Raw genomic sequence first — 18870 nt, forward strand, 5'->3', positions numbered from 1 at the left:
GACACTATAGAAGAAATACAACTACTGGAGATGAAGCCATGAAGAGAAGGATAACATCATTGTTGATTATCATATTGCTGATTGTTCTTGGAGTGCTGGGCTATGAATACTTTGATAAAGCGGAAGCTGGCGGCAGCGTATGGGGATTGGGCAAGTCGTTTGAATCCCTGGAAGAAATCAAGGCTGATTCAGACTTGATTGTGCGTGTCCACATTCCTCTATATTATGATATCCGGGAAATCGGTGAAGAGGAGATGACCACCAAACAGGCTTTTTATGAAGTGGCAATTGATGAGGTTTTTCTGGACCGTACCGGTCATGGCTTTGATGAAGATTCTGAAATCGTAGTCAATCAGGTCATCGGAATGAAAAATTCGGAGGCTGAAGGATATTCAGCGGAAAAAGGTATGAGGCCGTTGAAAACAGGAGACTACCTGCTTTTCCTGAAGAAAGTGACTCACCCGACAGACGGGAACACCTATTATGTATCAAACTCTTCCCGCCACATCTATAAATTACGTGGAAAAAATACATTTAAAAATATCGCGTCTGATGAGCTGATGGAAATCGAATATTCTGAGCTTGATGGTGGAAGATGAGAACAATGCAAATCAGATGAAAAGGCTGTTCCAAAGGTCGGGGAAGCGACTTTGGAACAGCCTTTTTTTGTCTAAACCAATTTAACAGTAATGCTGCCATTATCGGATTGCAGGTCAATCGGATGCTGTCCTGTTCCGTAAACAGTTCTTCTTTTTCTGGAGCCGAATACAGAAACCGAGCCCCAATCGACGTCGGCGTTGATAGTGGCATTCTCCGGCTGTCTTTTCGTTTCCAAAAGGATGGAGCCGTTGTCCGTTTCCAGGCTGATGGTGCGTTCGAGGTCAGCCGCCAAAAGATGGATGCGCCCATTGTCGGTCTGTGCCTGAACATCTCCTTCGATATCTTTCAGTGTAATGGCGCCATTGTCAGATGCAGCATGCAGTTTCTCGGCGCGGACATCTTTCAGCGAAAGCTGGCCATTGTCAGTTTCAGCCCGAAGGCTTTTTGTCTGGACTTCGGACAATTTAATCGCTCCATTATCCGATTTCACGGCGAATATTTCTGCGTTTATCCGATTCAGGTCGATGCTGCCATTATCCGTTTCAACCAGCAGCTCTGTACTTTCCAGGCGTTCACCAGTGATGGTGCCATGGTCAGAAAGAATTTGAATCTTCTCGTATAATTTAGGGGGCAATTGAACAATCAGAGTCGGTGACTTGAAACTTCCAGTAATCGTAAAGAATCCCCATTTTTTCGGTTCCTCTTTTAATGTAATCACAAGGGTCCGGTCAAGGATGTCTACAGCAAGATGCTGGCGGTAGGTTTTGTTTTCGACATCGACATGCATTTGGCCGTCATTTGAAGGTGAGATCTGCACAAGCGAGTTGTCTGTCTGGATATCCACTTTATCGAATTTGTCTTTTGAAATATCGATTTTTTCCACAGGAATTGTTGATTGGCTAAAATCAAAGCTGTCGATAAGTTCTTTTGCGATGGCTTCCGGGGAGCCCAGTTCTGCAGCAATTTCATTCTCGGACTTGCCATCAGCGCGTCCGTTTGCGAAGTATTCGCGGATATCCTGCAGAATGTCGTTTCGTTCTTCAGCTGGCAGGCTCTCCATGGCCTGTTCAAGTTGTTGCAGAAATTGTTGTTCAGTCATTTTGCACACCCTCTTCGATTAGTTTGTTGACTCCATCCGTAAAACTTTTCCATTCTTCGAGCTGTTCATGAAGGTACGTCCTGCCGGCTTCGGTGAGCGAATAATATTTGCGCGGTGGGCCTTCTGTCGACTCCTGCAAATAAGTGGAGAAGTAGCCTTCTTTGGTCAAACGGCGGAGCAGAGGATAGACAGCTCCTTCCGAAATGGCGATGCGATCGGAAATTTTTTGCACCAATTCATAGCCGTAACGGTCCTGTTTATCCAGAAGCACCAATACGCAAAGGTTCAGCGCGCCTTTTTTAAATTGAATGTTCACTTGAAAAACCTCCTTCCTCCGCTAGTAGTTTATAAACAGTAGTGGTTAATGAATAATATATCATCCAGTACTGTTCAATGCAAGGTATTGGATGAATCTAATTAAAAAAATTAAAAAGCCTTTCCGGTGAAAGAATCCGGAAAGGCTGAAAAGTATTTATTGTTTCGGTAAAACGATTTTCCGGTAAAGGTGGATTGTAAAGAAATAATAGCCGCCGTAAATTGCCAGGAAAATCAGGATGGACACCCACAATCGGTAATAAGGTTCGTCCATGATGAATGTGAACATCCGCATGCCGACAAAGACATGCAGCAGCCCCAGTATGCCGGGGAACAGGAAAACGATGAATAATTCCCTGGACAGTGAATTTTCAAGAACCCTGCGCCGGACACCCAGTTTCCGAAGGCTGTCATAGCGCCGGATATCATTATTGGCGCCAGACAGGATTTTGAACATGAGTATACTTGCCATCATTGTCAGAAAAGCGAGGCCGAGGAAAAAGCCCATGAAAAAAGTTCCGCTGGCAATGGCGTATTGTGTTTTGAACTGGGCATACTTGGTCGCGACAGAATCGGTTTCCGGGTCAAATCCGGTAACGAGATCAGGGTATATGTCCATTTGCAGCTCGTCCAGCTTCTGCCACTCTTCAATATGGGCAGAAAAATCAGCGGTTCTTGCCAGCACAATGGAAATTTCCTCTCCTTCCGCAAGTTCATATTCCTCAAGCGGAACGATGCGGGTAGATTTTGTGCCTCCAAGCGCAGGATTGATGGCATAAAGTGCAGTAAACCACTGGTCAGAGACAATTTGGCTGCCGCCCTCAATTTCCAGCTCCTCCGGCAGCGGATCGGGACGGACTACTTCATAGGTGACCATATCCCTGATCAGCGGAGGCGCAGCATTCAGCTCATCCAGAACCAAGTAGATGAACTCATCATCCAATTTCATGCGGTAGGTGAGTTGTTCTTCAACTGGAATTGAATCTAAAACAGCCATTTCTGCAGCGCCGGGGTTGTAAAGCGTGGCATCATACTGCCAATGTTCATCAATCGATGTGAAAGCGTCGTTTTTAAAAGCGAATCCGCCTGCAATGGCACCGGCAGACAAGGCGATCAGCAATGCTATCGTGGCAAGAACCCATTTCAGTGATGATAAACGAAAATTAAGCTGTCCGGAAGTGAAAGAATTGATTCCTTTAAAATTCACTTTTTTATTGCGTTTCCATTTTCGGACGATGATAGGCAGCAATGCCACGAATAGCACATAAGTGCCGAGCGTCGTTGCAATTGGTGCAGTGAATAACCCGATAAAACGGAGTGTTTCCATGAAATAGAGTGCAACATAACCGATTGCCAATAAGAAGAGGCCTAAGAAAATCATTAGTGCAGCGTTTTTTGGCTTTTCCGGTAAGAGGTCGTTTTGTATTTCTGAACGCAATAATTCAATGATGGAAATTTTGGCGAGCCATAAATTATGGATGGACGACGTAATGAAAGAAGTGACAAGGTAGTAAATCACGGTCCAGAAAACCGCCGGCAAATAGACGACCTTGAATTGAATGAATCCGATATTCAGCTGGTTCATGAGCACCCAGGAAACGACACGGGATAAAATGATTCCGAGTATGAGACCGATGATGAGTGAAATGCCGGTTATGGCCATGGTTTCAATCTGAAATACACGCCGAATCTGGAGTTTTTTCGCACCGATCAGTTCATAAAGGCCATACTCCTTCTTCCGTAAGGACAGCAGAAACGAATTGGTATAGAACAAATAGAAGAATGTGATGACAGAAAGCATTACTGTCCCGACGAGAAAGACCAATTGAATATTATTGATGACGGAATTCTGCAGGATAAATTCTTTATTCAGTGAAAGAGTCAGGAACATGTAAAATACAGCGATGGAAATGATCAGGCCGGTAAAGAGAATGGCATAATCCCGCTGTTTCTTTTTCAAGCCGTTTAACGCCAGTTTCAGGATCATGAGCGGACACCTGCCAAAGGTATGCGATCCAGGTCACCGAGAACAGCTAAAATTTCCTGATGAAATTCATCGCGCGTGCCGGATGGGAAAAGTTCACGATCCAGTTTCCCGTCTTTGATGAAAAGGAGCCGGCTGCAATAGCTGGCGCTGCGCGGATCATGGGTCACCATCAGGATAGAGACTTTCCGTTCTTCATTCAAATCGACTAATGTGTCGAGCAAGGTGGCTGCATTTTGGGAATCGAGTGCACCGGTTGGTTCGTCAGCGAGCAGCAGTGTCGGTTCATGAATCAAAGCGCGGGCGATGGCGGTCCGCTGTTTCTGGCCTCCTGAAAGTTCAGCCGGATATTTTTCTGTTATGTCGCCAATTCCAAGCAGACTGGCTACCTGATGGACGCTTGACTGGATTTTATCTAATTTCTTATTTTGGAGCGACAAGGGCAATGCAATATTTTCAAAGACCGTCATATTTTCCAAGAGATTAAAATCCTGAAAGATGAATCCAAGGTTTTGTGAGCGGAAGTCCGATAATTGATCTTCGTTCATGGACGAAACGGAAATGCCGTCGATGGTGATTTCACCATCCGTCAATGGATCGAGTGTCGCCACCATATTCAATAATGTGGTCTTGCCGGAACCTGATGGACCCATAATGCCGATGAATTCACCTTCCTTCATTTCAAAAGACAAATTGTTGATGGCGGTATATTTGGCTGTCCCTTTCTTGCCGTAAGTTTTTGAGATTTTGTTTGCCTGCAGTATCGTTTTCATCGTGATTCCTCCTATCGCGTTTTGCTAGCTGAAAATGAGTATAATGGAGAAACATGAAGAATTACTTTCGATAAAAATGAAGAATTCTTAAGGTTCAAAAAAAAGCTCCCAAGTCATGGTTGATGACTTGGGAGCTTTTTGAAATCTCTATTCTTTTTCTGTCAGGAATGTAATAACCGCGAACAGCAGGAAAGCCAGCAGCAATAAAGTTCCGCCGACGATGAAAAGTACCATTACAAGGGTGTCGCCCCAATTGAACGGATTCAAATTGTACAGCCACATGCCGCCAGTCAAGCCAACGGCGCCAACCATTGCCAGAATGCCATGGATGGTGACAAGTTTCTTGTATTTGATCGTGTAGGCATGATAGAAAATACCCCATGCAAAAACTGACAGCCAGCCGACGAGCAGAATATGCGCATGAATCGGGCGCAGTGAATAGTCCATCTGGCCAGCCATATGTGAACCAAGATATGTGCCGAGAAAACCGAAAATCGCTGAAAAGCGGATCAATCTTAAACTCCAAACTTTTTCCATGTGTAAAACCCTCCAAATTATGTTTGTTTCACATCGGAATGCGGCAAGGTGAGGATGAATTCACTGCCTTCTCCGATTTTGCTGTTAACTTTAATAGTACCATGATGCAGCTGGACAATCTGTTCAACTATTGAAAGACCGAGTCCTGTTCCATCTTTTTTGCGCGCGGCATCCCCGCGGTAGAAGCGGTCGAATAATTGGGGAAGTGCTTCTGCCGCAATTCCTGTGCCGGTGTCTTTGAATGTGACGATGACGTCAGGGCCGATGGTCTTAAGTGCAATTTCAATACTGCCGCCGGGTTTATTGTATTTAATGGCGTTCGTCAGCAAATTGTCCCAAACGTTATCAAGCAGTTCGGCGTCGCCACGGAACAGGGTGGGAGCCAAGGAATAAGAAAGATTGATATCTTCTTCCTCAAGCCGCCAGCGGTATTTGCGGACAACGGCTTTCAATTGTTCGTCCAGTTTGAATTCCTTTGACTTCATCGGATAGGCCCCCTGGTCCAGCGACGTCAGCAATAGGAGCTGACGGGTCAGGCTCGACAGCCGTTTCGCTTCCTGATCGATGATCGAGGTATAAGCCAGGCGGTCGGCATCCGGCAAGTCAGGTGATTTCAAGAGATCCGCGTAGCCTTGGATGTTCATGAGCGGCGACTGGAAATCATGCGAGACGTTGCTGATGAATGATTTGCGCGCCAAGTCGTTTTGCTGCAGCTGTGTCTGCATCAAATTGAAGCTCTCCGACAACTGGCCGATTTCATCATTGCGCTTTATATCAAGTGGGTAATTATAGTTTTCACGCGCGATATGTTTAGTCGCTTCGGTCAATTGCACAATCGGACGCGTCAATTGCCGCGCCAGCCAAATCATGCCGATGATGCTGACTAGTCCGATGGCAACCACAAAGCCGATCAGCACCGAATGGATATCAGTCCCCAAAAGTTTGGTATCCGGGCGAATGAACAAACCATAATTTTCACCGTCTCGTTCAAAAGGGACTCCGACCGTGTTATGCAGTTCATTCGTAAAGTGGCCGATCATGAAAATCTGATCCTTGAAACTATCAAGTCCGGTATATGTGCCGTTCTCAGTGAGAACGCGCTGGGCTTCCTCAGGAAACGCCGTGTCATCAAACGGCTCTCCATAGAACTTCATATCCCCCGCATTGTCGACGAGGGCAATCTGATAGCCGAGCTTCGCTACAGCCTGCATGTAACGGTCAAAGCTCTCTTCCGAATAAGGGACGTTTTGGACAGTTGCTACGATTTCCTGGGCGACGCCTACATTCTGTTCGATTGTCTCTTCTTTCGTCACAGTGATATAGAAGATATTGGCGATGGTGAAACCGATCAAAATGCTGATGGCCAGTATGAACAATGTGGCAATGGTGAATTGGCGGTATAACGTTTTCATTTCAATGCCTCGAGTTTATAGCCGATCCCGCGCATCGTATGGATTTCAACGGTGGCACCATAGCGTTTAAGCCGGTCGCGGATACGGTTGATATGTGTATTCAATGTCATTTCACTGACGTCGTGGCCTTCGCCCCAGACATATTCAAACAGCAGGCCGCGCGGGGTCGCCAGGTTGGCGCGTGACACCAGAAGGGACAGGATTTCAAATTCCTTCAATGGTAAAATAACGGTTTCATCGCCAATCGCCACTTCGAAGTTCCGGCGGTTGATCGTGACATTGCCGGATTGCAGATTCTCCTGGACCGACCGCTCTGAACGGCGCAGGACCACGGCCACGCGAAACAATAACTCTTTCGGCTCGAACGGCTTTACTACATAATCTTCAGAACCTGACAAAAACCCTTGTTCCTTGTCTTCGAGCTGGCCTTTCGCCGTCAGGAGGATCACTGGGATATTAAGGTCCTGCGTCAGGATCCGGGTCAGGTCGAAACCGTCCATTCCCGGCATCATGACATCGACGATAGCGAGGTCGACAAGCTGTTCCTCCAGCAGCAATAATGCTTGTTCAGCGTCGGTAGCCCGAAAGACAGTATAGCCTTCATTGCCTAAATGGATCGCCACTAATTGCTGAATATAGAGATCGTCATCAACGACGAGAATTTTCATGCCTATTCCTCCCTGTAATTTGGAAACCGCTTCGAACGGTTTCTGCCTGCTATCAGTATGCAGGGTTTACGCCTCTTTTTCAAAAAACAGTATCAATGCCGGCAGCAGCATACCGCGGACCAGGAAGGTATCGATCAGGATACCGATGGAGACCATGAAACCGAAGACGAATAGATCGGCGATCGGCATTGTCGTCAATGCGGCAAATGTTGCGGCAAGGATGATGCCGGCTGACGATATGACGCCGCCTGTGTGGCTGAGGGCAATTTCCAATGCATCTTTGACTTTGCGTGTTTTCCGTTCCTCGATGAATCGGGATACCAGGATGATGTTGTAATCGATGCCGAGCGCGACCAGGAAGATGAAGGAATAGACCGGCACGCGCGTGCTGATGGCGTCAAATCCGAACAGTGCATCGACCAGGAAAATTCCGAGTCCAAGAGCTGATAAATAAGATAAAAGAATCGTCGCCATCATATAAAGCGGCATCTTCCACGAACGTGTCAGCGCAAACAGCAGCACCAGGATCAACAGTGTTTCAAGAATGACAATTTTGTATATATCATCATTGTTTACAGCGCGTTCATCCACCAGCTTCGGTGTGATTCCGCCAAAATGAGCATCGCCGTCAATGGCTGCAGTTTCCAGCAACTCCATACTGTCCCCGCGGAGCTGTTCGATGAAATCGAGTGCTTCTGCTGAATACGGATTCAGCGACAATGCAATGCTGTATTTCAATGCTTCGCCGTCATCGGTCTGACCGGACAAACGGGCAGAAGCGATTTCTTCGTAAGCGTTCAGTGAATCAGTCAAATCGGCAATTGCTTCTTCCGTCATCGGTTCATCGCTGACCACAAGCAGGGAAGAAGGGGCAATTTCGCCTTTGTCGAATTTCTCTTCGACGATTTCATACCCTACACGTGACGGCATATCTTCCGGAAACGATTTGACGGTATCGAATTCATACTCGATATTCAAGACATTGAGCGCGGAAACCACTAGTAGTATGGCAACCAAGCCACCGGAAACAAGCGGTTTATTGACGACGAATTTTGCAACAGGTCCCCAGATGCCATGTTTCACTTCTGTGGCTTTTCCGTATTTCGGCACTTTCGGCCAGAATGCTTTGCGGCCGAATAACGTAAATAAAGCCGGGATCAGCGTAATAGAAGCAATCATGATGATGAAGACAGCCGTTCCGAATATCGGCGCGAAATTGGCATAATCGCGGAAATCTGCGAAAAACAGGATCAGCATCGCTGCAAGTACGGTTCCGCCGGCAAAGAATACGGGCTCACCAGTGGCGCGCATCGCAAATTTCATCGCTTCGTATTTGCTCTCATAATGGTTCAGTTCTTCGCGGTAGCGGGAGAACACGAACAGCGAATAATCGATGACTGCCGCAAACAGCAGGATACTCATGATTGACGTTGTCTGGCTCGTCAATTCAAGTCCCGCAGAACCCATGAATGCAAGTGTCTGGTTGACGACCTGGTATACAATCCCGGTCGCCAGGAGCGGTATGATTGCCAGCAGCGGGGAGCGGTAGATGACGATCAGTAAGATTAAAATAATCAACACAGTCGCAATCAATAAAACAAAATCCGCCTCTTCAAAAAGTTTTACCGTGTCACCGGCAATGCCGGCAGGACCTGTCACATAGAATTCCATATTGCCCGACTCAGCAGCAATATCATTGCCGATGTCGCTTGCACGGTCATTGATCTCTGAAAAATCAGCGCTGCCAAGACCTGCTTCAAGCGTCATCGGCACAATCATTGTTGAATTATCTTCCGAATAGAAACCTTCCAGCGCTTGTGGCGGCAGCTGGCTGACATCTACAATCGAATCGATGCCTTCTATACTTTCGGCTGTAATCGCAGCCAGGATTTCCTGGACCGTTTCGAATTCAACGTCTCCTTCGGCATTATGGAAAACGAGAATGCCAGGAGTCCCCTGGTCATTGGGGAAGTATTCCTTCAGCTTCTGATCCGCGATGATCGACTGGGCATCATCGGGAAGGGATTGGAAGTTCGCCACTTTATAATCATTCAAAGTCGGGCCCATGCTGAGAGCTGTCATTGCCACCAGCCAGAAGACGATGGTGATCCACATGCCCCGTTTTGTTGATACCCAATCAGTGATCGGGTTTAAAAATTTATTCATTCACTCCACTCCTCTATTATCTTCAATTGTATCCACCACATCATAGCGGACGAATATAAATTGAATATCAATTTTAAGTGGCAGAGATTTGAACGTTTGTTCAGGCCGCATTAAATGGAACTTTATTCCCCGTTTCAGCACCTGTTTATCGGGAATAGCAGGACTAACACGAAATAGGAGGGATTGGATTGGCACGAGACAAGAACAAAGACGAATTGCAGACGAATCAGCGCGACCTGGAATTGAGACAAGAGGCACAGGACTATAAAGAAGAAATCAACCTTCCCGAACAGGAATATCGTGGCATGGATAGCAACAACGAGGACGATAAAAAGAAATAAATTCGAATGGAAACTGACCCGTGTGCCTGATTTTCAGGCATACGGGTTTTTGAATGGGATGGATATGTAACTTCGGGAGTGGTGATACGACAAATAGGCAAAGGAGGGGCTTTTATGAAAAAAATAATACTTTTGGTATTCATAGCATCAATATTTCTGAATCCTGCTCAAAGTTTTGCCTTGTCGTGCGCTGAACCATCTCCTGTGAAGATTGCGTATGAAGAATATGACGCGGTGTTAATTGGGGAAGTGAAAGACATTGACTATACCGATAATAAAAAAATGCTGACAGTTGAAGTGGGGAAGAGTTTCAAAGGCGTGGAGACGGAAGCCATTACAGTTTATGAAGACGTTACTTGGGGAGAGAGCAGGAAGAATGCAGAGTATTTGTTCTTCCTCAACCTGGAAGGCGGAAAGTGGATCCATCCACTTTGTTCGCCGACCACCCATAATACCGAACTTGCGGATAGGGAATATGCCGATAAAGAAGAAATAGTTTTACAGGAGGTGGAGTCGAGCGAATTTGATTCGAAAGGCATAATTCCTATAGGACTGATGGCGCTTTTAGTGGCAGGAATTGTCATAGCAGGTCTCTGGATTTCGTCAGCGATAAGAAGAAACAGAACATGAATTTCATAGGACAGCACCATTAAGAAAGACCTGCAACAGTTGAATCGAACTGTTGCAGGTCTTTAAATCGGCTCTATTCTATTCTTCCCGTTCCGCGATACTGACAGGGCGGATGATTCCCCACGGCGCTACGTCTATCGTCACTTGCAGATCGACCGCGCTTTCCAACTGCGGGCCAAGGCCCTGCTCGACATAGAATTGCTCCAGCTGCGGAGCGGTCAAGCGGTTGCCATAGGAATAACCGCTGATTGCACCGAAAAATGGGTCATAGCTGATTTCATCGATAACAGCAAAACCGTCGGGGCCTTCTGTCAAAGTGAAATAGACATCGCCTTCGTAAGTGCTGCCAGCTGCATTCAGATCAGGATACTGAAGCATGACATACTCTCCGTAGAAGGGATCGAATGGATCAAAAGGTTCTGCACGCAGTGTGTATTGTTCACCAAACCACGATGCGGAATAGAAAGCAGCCACCAGTACGACAACGAAAATTGTCATAAGAATAGGCAATAACCATTGTTTCAGTTTCATGACGCAGCACCTTCTCTCTTGCGGTTCAACCACCAGGCGGCAGCGGAAAGAGCAAACAGCAGCAATGCGCCGATCAGGAAGAACAGCGACATATCAAGGCGTTCCCAAGCATAAATGACGTAAATCACGAACTGCACCAGGATGAAGTAGATGAAGCCTGGAGCGAGCGGACGATTCTGCCGCTGGGCAATAATAAGGTAGGCAAGTGCACTAACTTCAGCAACCAGTGCCAGTGCAATGGCGGTGTCGTCAAACAACAGGAAACCCATTGCACCAAGAATCGAGATCCAGATGATATCCCGGAATCTCGAGTAGGCCAGAAATAATACGCCAAGACCGGCCGCGGCCAGCGCGATTGATTCCGGCCAATTGAGGTCGACGAGCGACATTTCGGTTTCCCCTCTAAGCGCCAGGTAGACAATAAGCATGACAGCTCCGAAAATAAGATAAAGGGGAGATAGTAACTTCTGCTTGCCAGTTGGTACCAGGAACAGCAGCAAAACGAGCGCGAATAAGGTCCAAATCGGCCAGAAAGGACTGCTGTAGGAAACCAGATCCCACATTAACAGACCAGAGAAAAACAGCAGCATCCAGCTGAGTATCTTGGGTGCATCGTCTTTGCTGAAGTGGAACCAGGCAAATGAGATGGCTACAAAGATACCCCATTCAACCCAATTCGTGTTTGGCAAAAACGATGTGAGCGTGAATATGCCGAATACGAAAATCACCAAAACATAGGCTAAATGCCGCCACTGAAAATAATGGGCCAGCGCAGCGATGAAAATCGCCCATGGCAAAACGGAATTTGAGAGACTGAAATGGAATGTCTGGGCAGTCACCAGGATGCTTGCGCCGAACATGGCGAGCCCCAGCAGCCTGAAAAGAATCGGCTGGCCGAAATGTTTTTTCTCGGAAAAATAAGCGATTACATAGAACAGCCACATCAGTCCAAGAACCAATGCCACTTTCAGCAGTTCCGGAATCGCCTGCCAGTTGGCTGCGATAAAACTGAATACTGCCAATGCGAAGAAAATCAATCCGATAAGAAGTAATAAGGGAATCTTTTTCTTTTGGGGCTGGCCTTTTTCAAATGCCTTTATGCGGTCGACAGCAGTCTGATCGATAAATCCTTCATCGCGCCATTGCGCCAATTTCCGTTCGAATTCCATCGCACTCTCCCCCCTAATCTTTGCCTTTATTATAATCCTGTATTGACAGAATAGATAGATAATAGGTGAGCAGAAAGGCTTAAAAATTCACACAGCGAATCTTGCTTAAAACTTTTCATTCTATAAAACAATGGCGCCTCCATACATCTTGCCGTGGAGAACGGCAAGCTTTTCAGCCATGGCTTCAGGCGGTGTGCTGAAGTTCTGGTTGATCCAGTACAGGAAAAAGCCGAGGCTTCCGTAAGTGACAAAATAGTTGAGTGTTGGAATCTCGATATCCGTTTCTTCTTCCAGTTTTAATTCGATGGTGGAGACGCGCATTAAACTTTCGCAGAAGAGATTTTGAGACCCAGGCAGTACTTCGCCTTTAATAATCAGCGAGAATATGAATTGGTTTTGATAAATGTATTCGAAAATCGGCAGATGGCGTTCCACATCCGTAGAGGAAAATCGTTCACGCCCTTCAAAGCTTTTACGGAAATGAGCCGTTAAACCGTCCAGATGGTCTGCTACTATTGCTTCCAGCAATGCATTCAAATCCCTGTAATGGGAGTAAAAAGTGACCCTGTTGCAATCGGCCTCTTTTGTCACTTCAGTGATAGAGAGTTCGTGCAGATATTTTTGTTCCAATAAATCCAATAACGCTGTTTTCAATTTTTTTTGCGTCCGTAAGATGCGTCGATCTTCAGTTCCAGTGATGATGAAAACCTCCCTATGTCCAAACTGTGGACGATGTTCTTGAATTTATTATGACATGGATCATTTTCAATAGACAAACAGAATATTTTTCTGTTAACTTACAAATGTAGTTTATTTTAAAATAAAGTAAATAATTTGCTGGAGGAATGGAAAATGAACCGGTTAGCAGGAAAAGTGGCGATTGTGACAGGTGCCGCTCAAGGAATGGGCGCATCACACGTGAAAAAATTTATCGAAGAAGGCGCGAAAGTGGTGCTTACGGATTTGAATGAGGAAAAAGGACAGGCGCTGGCAAAAGAACTGGGCGAAAATGCACTGTTCGTAAAACAGAATGTCGCACTTGAAGAAGACTGGTCAAAAGTGATTGACGAAGCTGAAAAAGCGTTTGGCCCAGTAAATGTGCTGGTGAACAATGCGGGCATCACCATGGCCAAATCGATTTTACAGACGACGGCAGAAGAATACCGCCGCATTGTGGAGATCAATCAGGTTTCCGTCTTTATGGGTATGAAGGCTGTTATTCCGTCCATGCAGAAAGCGGGTGGCGGTTCGATTGTCAATATTTCTTCCATGAACGGGCTGGTGGCGGGAGCAATCGGCTATACGGATACGAAATTTGCGGTTCGGGGCATGACGAAAGCGGCGGCGATTGAATGCGCCAATTATGGAATCCGCGTGAACTCGGTTCATCCCGGCGTCATTGCTACCCCGATGGTCGTGCAGGAAGATACCAAAGCTGCTGTTGAAGAGTTCTCGAAGCATATCCCTTTGAAGCGCGTAGCACAATCAGAGGAAGTTTCCAATATGGTGCTTTTCCTTGCTTCGGATGAAGCCAGCTACTCGACGGGGTCAGAGTTTGTCATTGACGGCGGTTTGACTGCCCAATAAATACTGCAACGATAAAGCCGGTCCGGAACTTTCTGGATCGGCTTTATTTTTTGTAGAAAGGGTAGAGTCATGGAAAGGAGGTTGTTCAAATGTTAATTGAAAACTTATTCAACCGTCTTGAACAGAAAGAATCGCGAATTGTTGAGATCCGGCGTCATCTCCATGAACATCCCGAGCTTTCATTTCAGGAAGAAGAAACTGCGGCGTTTATCGCCGATTTCTATAAGGAAGTGCCAATCGATGAAATTGAAAAAGATTTTGGAGGACAACGGGGCATTGTAGTGACGATTAAAGGGGCGAAACCTGGAAAGACTATTGCGATACGTGCTGATTTTGATGCTTTGCCGATCAAAGAGGAAACCGGATTGCCTTACGCATCCAAAAATGAGGGTGTCATGCATGCCTGCGGACATGATGGACATACCGCATACATGCTGATTTTGGCTGAAACCCTTGCGGAAATGAAGAGCGAGTTATCGGGTGTCATAAAAATCATCCACCAGCCCGCTGAAGAAATGCCGCCGGGCGGAGCTCTGGGAATGATCAGCGCTGGGGTCCTAGAAGGAGTCGAAGCTGTCTTCGGCATCCATGTCATGTCCATGATGGAATCGGGGAAAATATTCTATAGAAGCGGGAATACACAAACTGGCCGGGCCCGCTTCAAACTTCGTGTTCAAGGAAAGGGTGGTCATGGTTCCTCTCCCCATACTGCGAATGATGCCATCGTAGCCGCGAGTTCATTCGTCATGAATTGCCAGACCATCGTCAGCCGAAGGGTTAATCCGTTCGACGCCGCTGTCGTTACCATCGGTTCGTTTGATGGCAAAGGACAGTTTAATGTCATAAAAGATTCAGTTGAACTTGAAGGCGATGTCCGAACGATGTCAGAAGCAGCGCGCACGCTCGTGGAAGATGAAATCCGCAGATTCGTCAAAGGGCTGGAAGAATCATTCGGTGTAGAGGCACGATTGGAGTATGCGAATGACTATCCGGTCCTGTACAACGATCCGGAAATAACCGGACAGGTGCGTGCCGCTCTCGAAGAGGCGAATATTCCTGAAGTGGATGCTGTGGTGGAAACCGAACCCCAGCCGCCTTCCGAGGATTTTGCATATTACCTTAAAGAAAAACCGGGCTGCTTTTTCTACGTGGGCGCGATGCCGGCTGAAGGTGAAGCCTTTCCCCATCACCATCCGAAATTCGAAATCAATGAAAAGAGTCTGTTGATCAGTGCCAAAGCAATGGCTGCTGTTGTTGTAAGATTTTGCGGAGAAGAGCCCATTTGAAAATTTCAGGGAAGAAATATATTTTGAAATGTAAAGAAGCCATCGGCGAATAATTCCGATGGCTTTTTTAAGAATGAGTTTTCTGTTCAGACCTTCAGCTTGCCGCGGAAACCCCTGCTCGCATAATAGGAATCAGCGCCGTTGTGGTAAGTGAAGACTTGGCCATAGCGATAATCGCAGAAAATGGCGCCGCCATGGGATCTGATATTTTCGGGTGTGAGCACCCAAGTCGATGTCTTGCGGTCGAATTCGCCAAATTGATGGAGCGATCGATACTCATCTTCTGAAATCATTTCGATGCCCATCTCAACGGCCATGTCCATAGCGGTATTTTCAGGCTTGAATTTTTTCCGTGCTTCCCAAGCTTCCCGGTCATAGCAAAGGCTCCGGCGGCCTTTCGGTGTTTCAGGCGAACAATCATAGAAGACGTGGAAGCCGTCCTGCGGTTCCAGCGTCACGACATCTGGTTCGCCTCCAGTCTCTTCCATTTGGAACAGTGACCACAGTTTGTCGGGAGCAGCCTCGAGCTTCTCCTGAATAAGATTCCAGTCCACGCTTTCATGACGATTCATGTTCTTTTCGAAGCGTCCTTTCAATGTGTCCAGCAAGTCTTTTCGCTGATCAGCGGTCAATTCTTTTTTTGCCACGTAAAATTCCTCCTTCTTTGAAATCCATCTTGGCTTAAGTATAAACAAAACAAGGAAACTTTTGGAGATTACATGATGAAATGATTATGCAGAAGAAACTGGATGAACCATGATGTTTATTTGAACATCCCGCAGAATTTCCTGGAAGTTATGAAACTTTTCTGTAAATGGGTCCGTACATAATAGAAACAGAAAGGCGGATGATAAAGATGGCGGCTGACGTGAAAAAGAAAAAAGAGCGATGGTGGATTGTGGATCTGCTAATTGAGGCGGGAGAGCTGCTCTTCTTTATTCCCCGCGGTATTTTCCGGATCATCAAAGATATCATCTGAGAGCACGATGCCCTTATCATTAGCCCCAGCAGCGGTCAGGCAGGAACTTTCCTTGAAAAGGAGAAGCTCTTATATAGAAGGGAACTGCCGATCTTCTGCTGTGTTGGGCGACATGGTTAATACGCCGGCGGAACGGGTAGTTTTATGGAATAAAGCAAGACCGCACAGCGGAAAAAATGAAGAGGAGAATGATGATGGAAATTTTAAAACGTTTTCGGGATATCATGACAAGCAATATTCACGCAATGCTGGACCAGGCGGAAGACCCTGAGAAAATGATCGATCAATATTTACGTGATTTGAACAGTGATCTTGGCAAAGTGAAATCGGAAACGGCAGCGATCATGGCAGCGGAAAAACGCGAGCGGCGTGAACTATCGGATGTGCAAAAAGAAATCGATGATATGCAGCGTTATGCGGTAAAAGCGCTTGAAGCGGGCAATGAAGATGATGCGCGTAAATTCCTGCAGCGAAAAGCGGAGTTGACGGAACGCGAGCAAGGCCTTCATACAGCGGTCGAAATGGCGGCTGCCAATACCCAGCAGATGCGCCAGATGCACGATAAGCTTGAAGAAGACATCAGTGAATTGGAATCCCGCCGCACAGAGTTGAAAGGGAAAGCTTCTGTTGCGAAAACGCAGGAACGCATGAACGAATTCAATTCGTCGATGGGCGGAGCCGGAGAACGGATTTCTGCTTTTGACGCGATGGAAAAGAAAATCAATCAGCAGCTTGATGAAGCGCAGGCGATGTCCGAACTCAATAAAGGGTCCGGAGATTCTGTCAAAGATCTGGCTAAAAAATATGACAATGATTCAAATGTGGACAAGGAACTTGATTCATTGAAATCAGGCATTAATGTCGATGATGAACTGGAAGCGTTGAAGTCCCAGGTGAGTAAAGGCGAATAATGACTGGCACCCAGCATAAAGATATTGCGCAGAAGGGAGGAAAGCGGGTTGGTTACTCATTATAAATGCCCGAACTGCGGATCGGATATGGCGTTTGACGCCGCTTCCGGCAAATTATCCTGTCCAAACTGCGGCCGGCAGGACGATATCGAAACTTTCCCGGAAGAAAATATCCAGCAGAAATTCGCTCCTGAAGAAGCGAAGGAATATCATTGTGAAAACTGCGGAGCCGTCCTGCTGACGGAAGCGGAAACGACAGCGACGCACTGCAGTTTTTGCGGGGCTCCTGTCATACTTGCGGACCGGCTGACGGGCGACCTTGCCCCCGCTAAGGTGATTCCATTCACTATCAGCAAAGATGAAGCAGTGGCGGCTTTTAAAAAGTGGACGAAAAACGGAAGATTGACGCCAAGAGGATTCATGAACGGCGACCGCATCAAAAAAATGACGGGCATGTATGTGCCATTCTGGCTATATGATATCGATGGCAAAGCCGAAGTAGCCGCAATCGGAACCCGGATGCGAACCTATCAACAAGGCGATACTGTCATCACAGAAACCGACTTTTATGATGTTTACCGGGAAATCGATCTCAGTTATCTGAAAGTGCCCGCCGATGCTTCCGAAAAGATGGACGATGAGCTGATGGATAAGCTGGAACCCTACGATTACAGTGATTTAAAAGATTTTCGTATGCCTTATTTGGCTGGTTTTCTGGCTGAAAAATATGATTTTGATGAAGATGCGCTTTTTTCGCGGATAGAATCGAAAATAGTACCTTATATCGATACTTACATCGGCAGCACCATTTCCGGTTATTCAACAGTCAGCTACACTAACAAACAGATCAATGCCAATAAGAAAAAAGTTTACTACACACTTTTTCCGGTCTGGATGGTGTATTACGATTTCGAAAATAAAGAACATACTTTTGCGATGAACGGCCAGACCGGCAAAGTGGTCGGCAAGCCTCCGATCAGCGGCGGCAAAGTGGCAGCCTGGTTCATGGGCATTGCCGTCTCGACTTTTGCAGTATTAAAAACCATCTCCTATCTGGTGGGAGGTGTTCTTTGGTGACGAATTCGCTGTTTAAAATTAATGCGATGATTTTATTGCTTACAGTATTGATGCTGTTGACGGGCACGGCGGCTTTTGCACAAACGGATCAGCACATCTTTGATCAGGCGGGATTGCTCAGTGATTCCGAAATCAGCGACCTGGAAGCATACGCAGCCGAAAAGAGCCGTGAGCAGGGAACCGAATTTCTGTTGCTGACCACTGACAGCACGGAAGGTCTGCCAATCGAGACATATATGGGTGATTTTTTTGATGGTCTGGCTGACGAAACCGGGACAGAAAATGCAGTGCTGCTAACGATCGATATCGGCGGCAGGGAATTCTATCTGGCCGGTTTCGGTACAGCCGAACAGCGGCTTGATAATGAGCGCGTTGAATTGGTGCTCGACCGGATCACTCCTTATATGGTAGAAGGTCAATATGCCGGCGCATTCCGCGAAACGATCGAAACGGCCGACCGCTATATGGAATATAAACCGGGCGTCAATCCCGAAAGCATCTTTTTCCAGACCTGGTTCCAGGCGGCGGTGGCCCTATTGCTCGGCGGTGTCGTTGTCGGCACTATGCTCTACAACTCCGGCGGCCGCAATACGACGACGGCGGCAACTTATATCGACCGTGACCACACACGAGTCACAAGAGATTCAGACCGTTTCCGCAATAAGACCGTGACAAGGCGCAGAATTCCGAAGAATAATAACAGCGGCGGCGGGTTCGGCGGTGGCGGCATGACTGGCGGAGGCCGTTCCTTCAGCGGCGGAGGCAGAAGCTTTTAAGCGCCAAACGAATTAGAGGAAGGAATGAA

General features: G+C 46.8%; 21 protein-coding genes. 9 read left to right on the forward strand and 12 right to left on the reverse strand.

Going from position 1 to position 18870, the window contains the following annotated elements; translation table 11 throughout:
• Nucleotides 1-38 precede the first annotated feature (38 nt).
• Nucleotides 39-599, forward strand: coding sequence for a hypothetical protein (locus D2910_RS09180; protein ID WP_133299092.1), 561 nt, complete (start codon nucleotides 39-41; stop codon nucleotides 597-599).
• Between the two features lie 71 nt (nucleotides 600-670).
• On the opposite strand, the gene D2910_RS09185 is transcribed toward D2910_RS09180, so the two are convergent.
• From D2910_RS09185 to D2910_RS09220, 8 genes are all read right to left on the reverse strand, one after another.
• Entirely contained in the window at nucleotides 671-1699 is a 1029-nt protein-coding gene (locus tag D2910_RS09185) for a DUF4097 family beta strand repeat-containing protein (protein ID WP_117313291.1), read from the reverse strand.
• On the reverse strand, nucleotides 1692-2015 hold the full coding sequence (locus D2910_RS09190; RefSeq protein ID WP_101801810.1) for a PadR family transcriptional regulator: 324 nt from the start codon (nucleotides 2013-2015) through the stop codon (nucleotides 1692-1694). The genes D2910_RS09185 and D2910_RS09190 overlap by 8 nt, the downstream gene beginning before the upstream one ends.
• 156 nt (nucleotides 2016-2171) lie before the next feature.
• Entirely contained in the window at nucleotides 2172-4001 is a 1830-nt protein-coding gene (locus tag D2910_RS09195) for an FtsX-like permease family protein (RefSeq protein WP_117313292.1), read from the reverse strand.
• On the reverse strand, nucleotides 3998-4771 hold the full coding sequence (locus D2910_RS09200) for an ABC transporter ATP-binding protein (protein ID WP_117313293.1): 774 nt from the start codon (nucleotides 4769-4771) through the stop codon (nucleotides 3998-4000). Before D2910_RS09200 ends, D2910_RS09195 begins: the two co-directional genes overlap by 4 nt.
• A gap of 147 nt (nucleotides 4772-4918) precedes the next feature.
• Nucleotides 4919-5308: a hypothetical protein gene (locus D2910_RS09205; RefSeq protein WP_101801807.1), complete on the reverse strand. Its 390-nt coding sequence runs from the start codon at nucleotides 5306-5308 to the stop codon at nucleotides 4919-4921.
• Between the two features lie 17 nt (nucleotides 5309-5325).
• Nucleotides 5326-6720, reverse strand: a complete 1395-nt coding sequence (locus tag D2910_RS09210) for a sensor histidine kinase (RefSeq protein WP_117313294.1) — start codon at nucleotides 6718-6720, stop codon at nucleotides 5326-5328.
• Nucleotides 6717-7388: a response regulator transcription factor gene (locus D2910_RS09215; protein WP_101801805.1), complete on the reverse strand. Its 672-nt coding sequence runs from the start codon at nucleotides 7386-7388 to the stop codon at nucleotides 6717-6719. Before D2910_RS09215 ends, D2910_RS09210 begins: the two co-directional genes overlap by 4 nt.
• 66 nt (nucleotides 7389-7454) lie before the next feature.
• Entirely contained in the window at nucleotides 7455-9554 is a 2100-nt protein-coding gene (locus D2910_RS09220) for an MMPL family transporter (RefSeq protein ID WP_117313295.1), read from the reverse strand.
• Nucleotides 9555-9742: 188 nt separating this feature from the next.
• Here D2910_RS09220 and D2910_RS16890 point away from each other — a divergent pair, with 188 nt between their 5' ends.
• Nucleotides 9743-9895, forward strand: coding sequence for a hypothetical protein (locus D2910_RS16890; protein ID WP_158241156.1), 153 nt, complete (start codon nucleotides 9743-9745; stop codon nucleotides 9893-9895).
• Between the two features lie 114 nt (nucleotides 9896-10009).
• Entirely contained in the window at nucleotides 10010-10525 is a 516-nt protein-coding gene (locus D2910_RS09225) for a hypothetical protein (RefSeq protein ID WP_117313296.1), read from the forward strand.
• 78 nt (nucleotides 10526-10603) lie between these two features.
• Here the strand turns inward: D2910_RS09225 and D2910_RS09230 are convergent, their stop codons facing one another.
• From D2910_RS09230 to D2910_RS09240, 3 genes are all read right to left on the reverse strand, one after another.
• A complete protein-coding gene (locus tag D2910_RS09230) occupies nucleotides 10604-11056 on the reverse strand; it encodes a GDYXXLXY domain-containing protein (protein ID WP_338088688.1) in 453 nt (150 codons plus the stop codon).
• Nucleotides 11053-12225, reverse strand: coding sequence for a DUF2157 domain-containing protein (locus D2910_RS09235; protein ID WP_117313297.1), 1173 nt, complete (start codon nucleotides 12223-12225; stop codon nucleotides 11053-11055). The genes D2910_RS09230 and D2910_RS09235 overlap by 4 nt, the downstream gene beginning before the upstream one ends.
• 120 nt (nucleotides 12226-12345) lie before the next feature.
• On the reverse strand, nucleotides 12346-12879 hold the full coding sequence (locus D2910_RS09240) for a TetR/AcrR family transcriptional regulator (protein ID WP_233208554.1): 534 nt from the start codon (nucleotides 12877-12879) through the stop codon (nucleotides 12346-12348).
• Nucleotides 12880-13077: 198 nt separating this feature from the next.
• On the opposite strand from D2910_RS09240, the gene D2910_RS09245 reads away from it, so the two are divergent.
• Both D2910_RS09245 and D2910_RS09250 read left to right on the forward strand, forming a co-directional pair.
• Nucleotides 13078-13812, forward strand: coding sequence for a glucose 1-dehydrogenase (locus tag D2910_RS09245; protein ID WP_101801800.1), 735 nt, complete (start codon nucleotides 13078-13080; stop codon nucleotides 13810-13812).
• A gap of 89 nt (nucleotides 13813-13901) precedes the next feature.
• On the forward strand, nucleotides 13902-15098 hold the full coding sequence (locus D2910_RS09250; protein ID WP_117313298.1) for a M20 family metallopeptidase: 1197 nt from the start codon (nucleotides 13902-13904) through the stop codon (nucleotides 15096-15098).
• A gap of 86 nt (nucleotides 15099-15184) precedes the next feature.
• On the opposite strand, the gene D2910_RS09255 is transcribed toward D2910_RS09250, so the two are convergent.
• On the reverse strand, nucleotides 15185-15745 hold the full coding sequence (locus D2910_RS09255) for a DUF4256 domain-containing protein (RefSeq protein WP_117313299.1): 561 nt from the start codon (nucleotides 15743-15745) through the stop codon (nucleotides 15185-15187).
• Between the two features lie 200 nt (nucleotides 15746-15945).
• Here D2910_RS09255 and D2910_RS17090 point away from each other — a divergent pair, with 200 nt between their 5' ends.
• The 4 genes from D2910_RS17090 to D2910_RS09270 all read left to right on the forward strand — a co-directional run bounded on the left by D2910_RS17090 (nucleotide 15946) and on the right by D2910_RS09270 (nucleotide 18841).
• Nucleotides 15946-16077: a hypothetical protein gene (locus tag D2910_RS17090; RefSeq protein ID WP_276310421.1), complete on the forward strand. Its 132-nt coding sequence runs from the start codon at nucleotides 15946-15948 to the stop codon at nucleotides 16075-16077.
• Between the two features lie 194 nt (nucleotides 16078-16271).
• Nucleotides 16272-16988: a PspA/IM30 family protein gene (locus D2910_RS09260; protein WP_117313396.1), complete on the forward strand. Its 717-nt coding sequence runs from the start codon at nucleotides 16272-16274 to the stop codon at nucleotides 16986-16988.
• 48 nt (nucleotides 16989-17036) lie between these two features.
• Nucleotides 17037-18065 carry a TFIIB-type zinc ribbon-containing protein gene (locus D2910_RS09265; protein ID WP_084242740.1) on the forward strand — a complete coding sequence of 343 codons (1029 nt, stop codon included), beginning with the start codon at nucleotides 17037-17039 and terminating at the stop codon, nucleotides 18063-18065.
• A complete protein-coding gene (locus D2910_RS09270; RefSeq protein WP_240633588.1) occupies nucleotides 18062-18841 on the forward strand; it encodes a TPM domain-containing protein in 780 nt (259 codons plus the stop codon). Before D2910_RS09265 ends, D2910_RS09270 begins: the two co-directional genes overlap by 4 nt.
• Nucleotides 18842-18870: the final 29 nt, after the last annotated feature.

Origin of the sequence: Planomicrobium okeanokoites (genome assembly GCF_003428875.1) — a bacterium.
Taxonomy (GTDB): domain Bacteria; phylum Bacillota; class Bacilli; order Bacillales_A; family Planococcaceae; genus Planococcus; species Planococcus okeanokoites.